This window comes from Azonexus sp., assembly GCF_049652925.1.
GTDB lineage: Bacteria > Pseudomonadota > Gammaproteobacteria > Burkholderiales > Rhodocyclaceae > Azonexus.
The window spans coordinates 214,336-226,039 of record NZ_JBASFI010000021.1; the positions used below are offsets into that span (position 1 = coordinate 214,336).

13 protein-coding genes are annotated in these 11,704 nt (G+C 61.2%); 7 read left to right on the forward strand and 6 right to left on the reverse strand.

Features of this window, described 5'->3' with window-relative positions:
- Positions 1-37: 37 nt before the first annotated feature.
- The 3 genes from WBK19_RS10690 to WBK19_RS10700 all read right to left on the reverse strand — a co-directional run bounded on the left by WBK19_RS10690 (position 38) and on the right by WBK19_RS10700 (position 2,514).
- Positions 38-199 (reverse strand): hypothetical protein, encoded by a 162-nt coding sequence (locus WBK19_RS10690; protein WP_511289535.1) that lies wholly within the window; start codon positions 197-199, stop codon positions 38-40.
- A gap of 145 nt (positions 200-344) precedes the next feature.
- A complete protein-coding gene (locus tag WBK19_RS10695) occupies positions 345-584 on the reverse strand; it encodes a hypothetical protein (protein ID WP_511289537.1) in 240 nt (79 codons plus the stop codon).
- Positions 585-822: 238 nt separating this feature from the next.
- On the reverse strand, positions 823-2,514 hold the full coding sequence (locus tag WBK19_RS10700) for an ABC transporter ATP-binding protein/permease (RefSeq protein WP_511289539.1): 1,692 nt from the start codon (positions 2,512-2,514) through the stop codon (positions 823-825).
- Positions 2,515-2,613: 99 nt separating this feature from the next.
- Between WBK19_RS10700 and WBK19_RS10705 the strand changes: the two genes are divergently transcribed.
- Complete coding sequence (locus WBK19_RS10705) at positions 2,614-3,666, forward strand: SH3 domain-containing protein (RefSeq protein WP_511289541.1); 1,053 nt, start codon at positions 2,614-2,616, stop codon at positions 3,664-3,666.
- A gap of 33 nt (positions 3,667-3,699) precedes the next feature.
- Here the strand turns inward: WBK19_RS10705 and WBK19_RS10710 are convergent, their stop codons facing one another.
- From WBK19_RS10710 to WBK19_RS10720, 3 genes are all read right to left on the reverse strand, one after another.
- Entirely contained in the window at positions 3,700-5,328 is a 1,629-nt protein-coding gene (locus WBK19_RS10710; RefSeq protein ID WP_511289543.1) for a mechanosensitive ion channel family protein, read from the reverse strand.
- Between the two features lie 81 nt (positions 5,329-5,409).
- On the reverse strand, positions 5,410-5,682 hold the full coding sequence (locus tag WBK19_RS10715; RefSeq protein ID WP_511289545.1) for a GIY-YIG nuclease family protein: 273 nt from the start codon (positions 5,680-5,682) through the stop codon (positions 5,410-5,412).
- Positions 5,679-5,930 carry a hypothetical protein gene (locus WBK19_RS10720; RefSeq protein WP_511289547.1) on the reverse strand — a complete coding sequence of 84 codons (252 nt, stop codon included), beginning with the start codon at positions 5,928-5,930 and terminating at the stop codon, positions 5,679-5,681. Before WBK19_RS10720 ends, WBK19_RS10715 begins: the two co-directional genes overlap by 4 nt.
- Positions 5,931-6,019: 89 nt before the next feature.
- Here WBK19_RS10720 and WBK19_RS10725 point away from each other — a divergent pair, with 89 nt between their 5' ends.
- The 6 genes from WBK19_RS10725 to epsE all read left to right on the forward strand — a co-directional run bounded on the left by WBK19_RS10725 (position 6,020) and on the right by epsE (position 11,596).
- Positions 6,020-6,676, forward strand: coding sequence for a 3'-5' exonuclease (locus tag WBK19_RS10725; RefSeq protein WP_511289696.1), 657 nt, complete (start codon positions 6,020-6,022; stop codon positions 6,674-6,676).
- Entirely contained in the window at positions 6,669-7,307 is a 639-nt protein-coding gene (locus tag WBK19_RS10730; RefSeq protein ID WP_511289549.1) for a YceH family protein, read from the forward strand. Before WBK19_RS10725 ends, WBK19_RS10730 begins: the two co-directional genes overlap by 8 nt.
- Entirely contained in the window at positions 7,304-8,206 is a 903-nt protein-coding gene (locus tag WBK19_RS10735; protein WP_511289551.1) for an arginase, read from the forward strand. The genes WBK19_RS10730 and WBK19_RS10735 overlap by 4 nt, the downstream gene beginning before the upstream one ends.
- A 393-nt stretch (positions 8,207-8,599) precedes the next feature.
- Entirely contained in the window at positions 8,600-9,775 is a 1,176-nt protein-coding gene (gene epsL, locus WBK19_RS10740) for an XrtB/PEP-CTERM-associated polysaccharide biosynthesis outer membrane protein EpsL (protein WP_511289553.1), read from the forward strand.
- Between the two features lie 51 nt (positions 9,776-9,826).
- Entirely contained in the window at positions 9,827-10,768 is a 942-nt protein-coding gene (locus WBK19_RS10745) for an EpsD family peptidyl-prolyl cis-trans isomerase (RefSeq protein WP_511289555.1), read from the forward strand.
- A gap of 18 nt (positions 10,769-10,786) precedes the next feature.
- The gene (epsE, locus tag WBK19_RS10750; RefSeq protein ID WP_511289557.1) at positions 10,787-11,596 is read left to right on the forward strand and encodes a polysaccharide export protein EpsE; all 810 of its coding nucleotides are present in this window, start codon (positions 10,787-10,789) and stop codon (positions 11,594-11,596) included.
- Positions 11,597-11,704 lie beyond the last annotated feature (108 nt).

An 11,704-nucleotide genomic window follows, 5' to 3' on the forward strand; every position in this document is an offset into this window, starting at 1 on the left:
AGATATTCCGGTCGAACGTCAGGTTATCGAAGGCGGTTTAGGTCCAGGGCAGGCCGTTGGCTTGCGACGAGAGACGTACCTTGGCGATGTTGCGGTTGGGCGAGGAAATGCTCAGCGGATGCCAGTGGCCAAGGAAGTTGGCATCGTGAACCCCCAACTGCGTCAGCACTTTGCCCAGATATTTGCCGGTTGTCGGCATTGCCCGAGCCTTCGGGCGAGTCCATCGCATAGGCCCAGACACTGACCGATTGCTGCAAATGGGAAAAAGTCGCTTCGAGGGCGCCGTAGCGTGCATCGAACCAGGGATAGGAGGGATCGGCCTCGATGATGGTCAGGACATTTTTTCAGCTCTGGCCTCCACCCCACGGCATTTCTTTGGCAAAGGCAGACCACGTGCGTGGCGGATAAGTCACGCTGGCAAAGGTAACGCCCGAGCCGGCGTAGGTTGAATCAACAGCCGTGCCGCTGGCCACATCGTCAAAAGTGATGGTGATCGTTCGCCAGATATTGGGTGGCGGGCGAAATGGAGGACGCTGTGAAATGACGCCGCCGAGCTTGATCGCATTGTTGGTGAAGTCGGGCATGAGAAACGCTCACTTTTCAGTGATGCACAAATCTGCAAAGCGGCACACTTGCTACAGCAATGAAATCTGCCAAGTGTGTTTTTTTCCAACGATTGTCCATACGAAAAGCACAGAACAATCGCTTTGGCATTCAACGAGAAGCTGTACTAAACACCGCAAGCGCAGACGTTTTGGCCAATCCGGATGCCACGGTCAACCGGAAAAAATGGCCAAAAATGAAATGGCCAGCGGGCCCGCCTCAAGCCATTGCCGGCAACGCTGCGCTGAGATTCAATTGTTTGTCGTGATAGACCTCGAGCGTAGTGCGGTGGGCGACGCTGACCAGCGTACACCCCGGCAGCCTGTCGACCAGCAGCTGGTACATATGGGCTTCCGTCGCGTTGTCGAGGGCGCTGGTCGCTTCGTCGAGGAACAGGATGTCCGGCTTGAAGAGGAGGGCGCGGGCGAAGGCCAGACGTTGCTGCTCACCGGGCGACAGGCGATGCCCCCAGCGCGCTTCTTCATGCAGATGCGAAGCGAATTGCGGCAGGTTGCAGTCGATCAGCATCTGGCTGCAGGTCGCATCGTCGACCGCGCTGGCTGGCAGCGGGTAGGTCAGTGCGGCTTTCAGGGTGCCGTCCGGCAGGTAGTTCTTTTGCGGCGTAAACATCACGCGTGCCGTGCGCGGCAGGCTGATGTGCCCCGAGCCGAACGGCCACAGGCCGGCGATGGCGCGCAGCAGCGTGCTTTTGCCGGTACCCGACGGGCCGCGTAACAGCCAGCGTTCGCCGGGGGCGAAGGCCATCGCATCAACGTTGGTCAGCGGCTTGCCATCGGGCAGGGTGAGGGCGATGTTCTCGCCTTCGACGCTGGCCGATGGCGACTGGTTGTCGAATCCAATGCCCGTGGGCGGTGCCTGGTTCAAGGCGGTATCCATGCCGTTCAGACGCTGGACGACGGCGGAAAGCTGGAAGAGGTCGCTGTAGGAGCGGGCAAACCAGGCAATGGCCGCGGCCGTTTCGGCAAAGGCCGAGACATCCTGCATCAGCGTGCCGATGCCGAGTTCTCCCGACAGCACTTTTGGCGCAATGGCGATGATCGGGACGAGCAGCGAAACCACAGCAAAGCTGCCCGACGCCATATTCAGGAAGATGTGATAACGCATCAGGTCCGACCAGTTGCGCCGGATTTCCGAGAACAGATGGCCGAGGCGGCTCTGTTCGACGGCCTCGCCTTTATAGAGCGCGATCTGTTCGGCGGCGTCGCGCACCTTGGACAGGGCGAAACGAAAATCGGCCTCGACCTTGTGCTGTTCGACCGTCACGCCGGCCAGCTTGTGCCCGGCCAGGTGCGTGACGATGGTCTGCAGAACGCCCCAGACAATGGCCAGCCAGAACATGTAGCCGGGGATGGTGATCGAGCCGTCGCCGATGGCGAAAGTCATCGGCCCGGCCGTGTGCCAGAGAATCCAGCCCATTGTGCCGAGGGCGCCGAGATTGGCGACGAAACCCAGCGACAGCTGGATCATCAGCTTGACGTATTCGGTCATGTCCTGGGTTAGCCGCTGGTCCGGGTTGTCGAGCATGTTGTCGCGCTCGATCCGGTAATAGCTGCGGTCCTTGAACCAGCGCCCCATCATGTTGTCGGTCAGGCTCCACCGCCACTTCATCTCCAGCGCCTGCTCCATGTAGCCTCTGATCACGGCGACGGCAACGATGAAGGCGATGGCGACGAAGAGCAGCACGAGGTTCGAATTGAAGGCCGCCGTGTCGCGGTTCTGCAGGGCATCGTAGAAGCCCTTGGTCAGTTGCGTATTCCAGGCCATCAGGCCGGTGTTGAGGGCAACCAGCGTGAGCAGGAAGGCGAGCAGAAGCCAGGCATTCTGGCGCCCCTTGGCATGCAGCCAGAAAGGTTTGGCAAGGCGGAAAATTTGAGCGGTGCGAGTCGTCATGGCGCGTCGGTCTGGGTAATTTGTCGGGTTGGCTTGGAGGCGGAAGGCAGCCCCCATAAAATGGCCGGAAGTATGAACGAATGGTATTTGATTGGGATAATGATGCGTGCAAGACACGGATATTTTGTCAGCCTGCTTGGCTTCCTGGCCTTGGCTACCGGTTCGGCTGCCCAGGCGACTGCCGACGGTCCCGACCACTACCGGGTCAGCGGGCTTGCCTCCGGCTCCGGGCTCGTTGTGCGGGCCGAACCGGCTTTGGCATCGACGCCGGTCGGCAGCCTGCCGGCGGCTGCCGACTGCCTGCGCAGCCTGGGCTGTCAGGGAGGGCTGAGTTACCAGGAGTTCGCCACGCTGTCCGCCGCCGAAAAGCAGCAACGAGCCGCGGCGAATCCCCGCTGGTGCAAGATCAGCTACCAGGGCATCACCGGCTGGGTAGAAGGGCGCTACCTCGCCGAGTCCGGTTGCGCCAGGCTGGTGCGAAGCGAGGGTCGGTCAGAAAAGCTCGACCTTTCGGCCGGCACCAAGGTGATCAAAGCCACCCTGCGCGGGCGGCAATTCGTCGATTACCAGCTGACCGGCCACGCCGGCCAGAAGCTCGATGTGTCGCTGGCCGCCGCCAACGGTCAGCAATATTTCAACCTCAATCCGCCGGATTCCGAATTGTCGATGTTCGTCGGCAACCTCTCGGGTGGTCGTTTTTCCGGCCCGCTGCCGGCCGATGGCGTCTATACGGTGCGCGTCTATCTCATGCGGGCGGCAGCACGGCGCCATGAAAGCAGCCGTTACACCCTGAAACTCGGTTTATCCGGCCAGGCGTTGGCACCAAGGCCGGCGAGCAGCGACGCGCTGATTGCCGGCACGCCATATCATGCCGCGGCCACGCTACCATGCGCCTACAGCTCGACGGTGGCCAGCCTGCGCTGCGACGCCTTCGTCATTCGCCGTGGTTTCGATGGCGCCGCCACGCTGGAAGTCCGTTTGCCGCCCGGCGCGCTGAGTGCAACGCGGCGCATTCTCTTCATCAAGGGCCTGCCGGTCGCCGCGGATTCGCCCGATACGCTGACCCACACCCGGCAAGGCGATGTGACGACCATCCGCATCGGCACCGACGAAATCATTGAAGTGCCCGATGCGCTGATCGTCGGCGGCTGACTTCCACGGTCAACCGGAAATTTTGCCCAAAATTCAAAGCGGACGTTTGGCCGGCGCCGGGTACCAGTCGTCCGGCTTCACCACCTTGGCCTGCGCGGTGTCGGCGAGGTAATGTGGCGACATGATCTGCACGCCGTATTCGTTGAAGACATCCTGGATATTGGCGTGGAGCTGGCTCAGCACCTCGGCGCGCGGTCGCGGGCTGTGCGGGATAGCCTGGGCAACCAGCCGGTATTCCGGATAGAAATCGGAAAGGTTGGTCTGAAAGACGACGGGCGGTGGATTGTCGAGAATCCCCGGAGTCCGCTTCGCCGCGTCGATCAGCATGGCTTCGACCTGTCGCCACGGCGTGTCGTAACCGATGGTGACGGTCGTATCGACGACATAGCCGGCGCCATCGACGGTGCGCGAGTAGTTCTTGGTCACCGCCCCGGTGATCATTGAATTGGGCAGCGTCAGCTCTTCGCCGAGGCCGGTGCGAATGCAGGTCGTGAATATGCCGATCTTCACCACCGTGCCTTCATGCTCGCCAATGCGCACGTATTCACCGGCCCGGATAGTCCGCGTATAAGTCAGGATCAGCCCGGCCGCACCCTGACCAACAACACTCGATGCGCCAAGAGAGATCATCAGGCCGAGCAGCACGGACAGCCCCCGGAATGCCTCGGTCTGGGCGCCCGGCAAATAAGGGTAGGCCATGGCGATGGCAAACAGCCAGATGCCGATGCCGAACAGCCGCCGCGTCGTCGGCATGGTTTCCGGTTCCAGCCAGCTGACCGGCGCCCCGGTATGCGACACGCGCTCGAAAAAACGCCCGAGGAAACCGATGAAAACACGGGCCAGCATGAAAATCACCAGCGCCACGCCCAGCCCGGGAATCGCCCCGAGAATGCTCTCGAGCAGGCTGCCCGCCACGTTCAGCAGGTAATCGTTGAGGCGCTCGCCCCACGGCCGGGTGTACGGGAAACGCGAGAGCACGAAACTCAGCCATTCATAACTCAGCAACAGTACCACCAGCCAGCGCAGGATGATCAGAAGGCGGCGCAGGAAAGGAATCAGGTATTCGCCCTCGATCAGCTGCAGGTTGCCGATTTTCAGGGTCTCCACCTTGCGCTCGGCCCGGCTCAACAGCGCGTTGGCCAGCCAGCCGCGCAGCCGGCTCAGCGTCCACAACAGCAAGCCGAAGACCAGCGTGGCAAGCGCCGTGGCGCCCAGCGCCTTGAGCAGCGACTCCATGTTTCTCGACTCCCGCGTCTCGGCCACAATCTGCTCCAGTCGCCGCGCCGCCTGCCCGGCGACCGCCTCCGGTGTTTCCTGCAGCAGCGGGTCGGCATCGCCGGCCGTGATGACGAAAGCCAGACGATCATCGAGCACGATCAACTGCCCTTCGGGATTGGTCCTGATGGTGACGACCAATTCGCCGCCCTGACGCAAGGCCTCCTCGATCACCGAGCGGGCTCGTGCCGCGCGCACGGCCGGCGTCGCCCCGAGAAAGTGGGCGCGGAAGACCGTCAAAGTGCGGTTGAAAACGATCAGGCTGGCTTCCGCTGTCGCCGCCTCGGTGCCATGCGCCTTGGTCTCCGGCGCCGGCGTTGCCCAGGCCACGCCAAGCATCATGACGGCCGTCAGGAATAGTCCAAACGCACGCAGGGCTGCTCGCATTTCAAGTCTCCATCGAAATCGGGCCGGGCTTTTCTTCGCCGGTCATCGTCATGCATTCTAAGTTCGTCGGCATAGGCAGCGTCAAGCCTCAGCCTCGCCGAGGGCCAATGATGCTGCGTACCGGCGCTTTTCGCCGGGTGACAACTGCTTGATCCGGTATTCCGCCTTTGAGGCCGATGAACGATCAGGATGGTTTTCGTAGCCAAGCAGCCGGAGCGGCGGGTGCGAGCGCGTATAGCGGGCGCCGGTGCCGGCGCAATGAGCGGCGTAGCGAACAGCCACGTCCACCGCGATGCCGGTATAGATGCTGCCATCGACGCACTCGATCATGTACAGAAACCAGGGCTTGCTCATGCTTCAGTCGAGCGGGCCAGGGCGCTGCGGATGCGCTCGATGGTCACCTCGACCGGCGCCTGGCGGGGCACGTCGAGGCCGAGATCGCGGGCGATGGCATTGACCTTGGCCGGGTTGAGCGGAATGCCGCCGCGGTCAACCGCCGCAATCAGCTGGCGGGCCCGCGCGTAGTCGGAAAGCGGGGCGGGGCGGCCGAAAAACAGCGCCCATATGCGCGAGAAAAGGCCCGTCGGCCGGCGTGATCCCATACACTTGCTTCTGGATAAAAGCTGAAGGATACATGGATGCAGCTGGCAACGAAGATGGAACGGACCAGGAGCGTACGAACTTGAGCGAAGTGACAATCAGCCGCAGCATGCTCGCCTCAAGCGAGTTGCCGATCTACAACGGTGTTTCGATGGCCAGAATCACGCTGGTCGGCGATGCCGCCTTGGCCGAGCGGGCCCTGGCCGCCTTGCTGGCGGTGCCGGCCATCGGTTTCGATACCGAGTCGAAACCCACCTTCCTGAAGGGCGAGATTTCCACAGGACCGCACCTCGTTCAACTGGCCACCGACGAACACGTCTATCTTTTTCCCGTCGTCGTCGCCGCCAACCATGATGTGCTGCGGCAAATCCTCGCCGCCCAGAACGTACTCAAGGTCGGCTTCGGTCTTGGTAACGACCGCAGCGCCCTGCGTTCGCGCCTGGGCATCGAACTGGCCAATGTCCTCGACCTTGGCGAAGCCCTGCGCGGGCCCGGTCATCGCGGCACGGTCGGGGCAAAAGTCGCCGTCGCCCACTACTTCGGTCAGAAATTCCAGAAATCGAAAAAAGTCGGCACCAGCAACTGGGCCAGTGCGCGCCTCAACGAGCGCCAGTTGCTATACGCTGCCAACGACGCGCATGTCGCCCTGCAAATCTACCGTGCCTGGCTACGCGACCCGGAGCGCCTGACGCAAACCGTGCCGGCCCCGACAACTCAACCAAGCTCAGGAAACAAAAATCATGGCTGAATCACTGCCCATGCTGTCATTGCTGGAAACCCGCGTACTCGGCACCCTCGTCGAAAAACAGCGCACCGTGCCCGACACCTATCCGCTCTCAGTCAATGCGCTGCTCGCCGGCTGCAACCAGAAAACCAGCCGGAGTCCGGTCATCGATGCCAGCGAGAGCGACGTCGTTCAAGCCATCGATGTCCTGAAAGGCCTCTGGCTGGTCAATGAAATCAGCGGCAGCCGGGTCAGCCGTTTCGAGCACCGTCTCGAAAAGATACTCGGCGTGCCCACCCAAGCCTCGGCGCTGCTCGCCGTGCTCATGCTGCGCGGGCCGCAAACGGCCGGCGAACTGCGCCTCAACTGCGAACGCCTGCACCGCTTTGCCGACATTTCGTCGGTCGAAGCCTTCCTCGAAGAACTGGCCAGCCGGGAAGAGGGCGCCCTGGTCGTTGAACTGCCGCGCCTGCCCGGATCGCGCGAAAACCGCTGGATGCACCTGCTTAGCGGTGAGCCGGAAATCGAAGCCATGCTGCCGGCAAAGGCGTCGCATACGCCCAACCAGGAAATTGAGGAATTGAAGGCGAGGGTGACCGCGCTCGAAACCGAGCTGACTGAAATGCGCGCCCGGCTAGACGCAGTCGGCGCATGAAACCCCGCCATCCAGGCAGTCCCGGCCGCATCCGCATCATCGGCGCCGCCAGCGGCATCGGGGCGCAGGATCGCGCCTGCGAAGACGGCCCGGTCGCTTTTCATCGTTCGCAAGCCTGGCACGAACTCGAACATCACCCATTAATCGACTGGGGCAAGACACTGTTTGCCCCGCAAGGCGATCATGCCTCGATCACCGGACGAATCGCCGCGCTGTGCCGCAATCTCGCCGACGAAGTCGCGCTCGCCCTGCGCGCCGGCGAGTTTCCGGTTGTCATCGGTGGCGACCACTCCGTCGCCATTGGCACCTGGAGCGGCGTTGCCCGCGCCATTGTCGAACCGATCGGCCTGCTCTGGATCGACGCCCATCTCGACAGCCATACCCCGGAAACCAGCTACTCCGGCGCCATCCACGGCATGCCGCTGGCCTGCCTGCTCGGCCGTGGCGATAAGCGCCTGCTCAATATCGGGCTGGAAGGCACCCAGATCAGCGCTGCCCACACCGTTGTCCTCGGTCCGCGCAGCTACGAACCGGAAGAACTCGAATTCCTGCAGCGCATGCAGGTGCGCATCATCGACAGCGACGAAATACTCCGCCGTGGCTTTGCCGCCTGCCTCGACGAAGCCATCGCCATCGTCGCCAGCGCCCCGGCCGGTTTTGGCGTCACGCTCGATCTAGACGCCATCGACCCACGACTCGCCCCCGGCGTCGGCAGCCCCGAACCCGATGGCCTGGTCGTGCACGATGCCGTCGAGGCCATGCGCCGAATCGGTGGCCTGCCCGGGCTGAAAGCCCTCGAAATCGTCGAATACAACCCGGACCGCGACCGCCATGGCACAACGGCCGGGCTGATCTCCGATTTGATCGGGGAATTGCTGCCGCCGGGTAGCGACAGGTAGTTCGCCGGCGCGACCGGCGTTGAGCATTTGACCGTCGCTCCCTCTCAACCCGATATCCCATCGCCGGCCAAGTGTCATTGGAATGCAACACGCGTCGGATATTGTTTCAGGGTTGGCTGCGTCAAAATGACGCAAGCGTTTCTTATTTATGGCGGCAAATTGTGAAGATAATCACGGATTAGTCTGAATGGGCTGTTGCTGGTGTTTGCCGGACAAGTAGAATTCCGCCCGGTCTGTTCATGCATATTGAATGGTCTGTCAGCTTCGGCGGGGTGAAAACCCCTTCTTTCATTAGTGTGGTCGGCTATCCTGGGTAAAAATGCTGCAGTGCAATGTGGTAACATTTCAAGAATGATGTCATGCCGAAAAATCCTGATCGCATCTGCGGCCTTAGTGCTCGTTCATGCCCCCGTTGCGGTGGCGAACGAGGGCGATGTCGTCAATCTGAGTGCCGCAGTCACGATGATGCATGACAACAATATGTTCCGTCTGTCGCCCAACGCCAACCCGGCAAATTACGGGCTGGAGGGGCGTTCCGACACCATCACCATGACTTCGGTGGGACTCAACCTCAACAAGACCTTTGGCCTGCAGCAACTGATCGGCAATATCAGTTTTGCCGACACCAGTTACAAGCGGAACAGCTACCTCGATTTCCTGGCCCTGAATTACGACGGCAAGTGGCTGTGGGCCGTCGGCACCCGGTGGACGGGCGAACTCGCGCTTGATCGTACCGAGTCGCTCAACACTTATTCCGACTACACCTCCAACAACTATCGGGCGCGTAACGTTCGCCTGATCGAAAACGAGCGCTTCACCGCCAACTACTGGTTTCACACAAGCTGGGCCGCCTTCCTCGGCCTGTCGCGCAACAGCGTGACCAACGAGCAGGCTGTCCTGGCCGAAAGTGATTACGAAGCCAGTGGCTTCAACTACGGCATCCGTTTTCGCCCCGTTTCCGGCAACACCGTTGCGCTGCGCGTCAGGCAGCTCGATGGCAGCTACTCGAATCGCCAGTTCAATACTGCCGCGCAGGCCGACAACGGTTTTTCGCACAACAGCGTTGAGCTTGACGCCAGCTGGTTGCTCACCGGCAAAACGCAACTGCGTAGCCGGCTCGAATACCTAGAACGCAAGCATGACCATTTTGTCTCGCGCGACTTCAGCGGCTGGGCCGGTAACCTTGATCTGGTCTATGCGGCGACCGGCAAGACTAATTTTACCTTTGGCTACAAGCATGGCTTGGCTGCATTCCAGCTATCCACCTCCAGCTATTACGAGCTCGACGAACTTAACCTCGGCGCCCGCTGGGCCGCTACCGACAAAATCTCCACCAGCGCCCGCCTGGGCTATGGCAAGCGCAGCTATCACGGCGAAATAGCGCCGCTGCCGGCCGGTGTCGAGCCGCGTCAAGACAAAACAACCCGGGCCGGCCTCGATATTGGCTACCGGCCCGTACGCTGGTTTGAAATCAAGGCCGGCATGAACTTCGAGAAGCGCAACGTCAACGACGACCGCTACGACTACAAAGACCGCACCACTTTTGTCTCGCTCAGCGCCCAGTACTGACGTGACCAACGCCATTCAAGAATCCGCTGCAACCAATTTTAAGGTGACCCTGTGAACAAGCTCAAAACCATCTCTGCCATCGTTCTTTCCAGCCTGGTACTTGGCGCTTGCGGCGATCGTCCGCCCGAGAAAAAAGCCGCCAGCCAGGTGGCTGTAAAAGTGAATGACGGTGAAATCTCCGTTCATCAGATCAATTTCGTGCTGCAGCGCACGCCCAACATTCCCGCCGCCAAGGCCGAAGCTGCCAAGCGCCAGGTACTTGAAAGCCTGATCGACCAGGAGCTGGCCGTGCAGCAGGCCATGGAAGCCAAGCTCGAGCGCACGCCGAACGTCATGCAGGCCATCGAAAGCGCCCGCCGCGAAATTCTCGCCCGCGCCTTCATCGAACAAAAGGTTTCCAAGCAGGCCAAGCCCTCGACCGATGAAATCCACAAGTTCTACAACGATCACCCTGAGCTGTTTGCCAACCGCAAGATCTACCGCATTGAAGAAGTAGCCTTCTCTGCCACGCCGGAAATCATTGCCGGCGTCAAGGCGCAACTGGGCAGCGGCAAGACCTCCGTTGCTGAAGTCGTCACCGGGCTCAAGGCCAAGGGTGTTGAAGTAGCCGGCGGCGTCAGCGTCAAGGCGGCCGAGCAACTCGCCCTCGAACTGCTGCCGCGTCTGGCCCAGGCCAAGGATGGTCAGGTCCAGATGATCGAAAACCAGGGTCGTGTCGCCTTCATCACCGTGCTCGCCAGCAAGCCCGAGCCGATGGATGAAATCAAGGCCCAGCCCTTCATCGAAAACTTTATCAACAACAAGCAAAAATCCGACGCCGCCCGCAGCACCATGAAAGAGCTGCGTGAAAAGGCCAAGATTGAATACGTTGGCGAATTTGTCGCACCGGCGCCAGCCGTTGCTGCCGCGCCTGCACCTGCCGAAGCGCAGCCAAAGGCCGCTGCCTCCCCAACCGAGGCAGCCGTCAACAAAGGCATTGCCGGTCTCAAGTAAAGCGGAAACCAACCATCCATGAGCTACCTAAACAGACTTCTCCTTGGCATTCTCGTCACCTTTGGCCTGATCGCCGGCGCGCACGCGCAGGGCAAGCAGGTCGACTACCGCCTGGGGGCCGGCGATGCCATCAAGATCAGCGTCTTCCAGAACCCGGACCTCACCGTTGAAACCCGCGTTGCCGAAAGCGGCGCCGTCACCTATCCGCTGATCGGTGCCGTGCAGCTCGGCGGGCTGTCGATTGCCGATGCTGAACTGGCCATTGCCAACAAGTTGCGCGAAGGCGGCTTTGTGCAAAAGCCGCAGGTCAACATCCTGCTCATGCAATTTAAGGGCAACCAGGTTTCCATCCTCGGCATGGTCAATCGCCCGGGCCGTTACCCCATTGAAACCGGCAACACCCGCCTGACCGACATGCTGGCCACGGCCGGCGGTGCCATTCCCTCCGGCGGCGCCGATGTCATCATTCTTTCCGGCCTGCGCGACGGCAAGGCCTACCGCCAGGAAATCGACATCCCTGCCATGTTCATCAGCGGCAACACCGATCTTGATATTCCGGTATTGGGCGGCGACATCATCTACGTTCATCGCGCCCCCGTCTTCTACATCTACGGCGAAGTCCAGCGCGGCGGCTCCTATCGCCTGGAGCGCAACATGACCGTGCTGCAGGGCCTGGCCCAGAGCGCCGGAACGACCATTCGCGGCACTGAGCGCGGCCTGCGCATTCACCGTCGCGGTCCGGACGGCAAGATACAAATCATCTCCCCGGAAAAGTCCGATCTCATTCAAGCCGACGACGTTCTTTATGTTCAGGAAAGCTTCTTCTAAATAGATACCGATCAACGCGTCATCCCCGCGAAAGCGGGGATCCATAACCAGAACTGGATTCCCGCTTTCGCGGGGATGACAAAGCCGATTTAAATCTGCGTCTCTCCA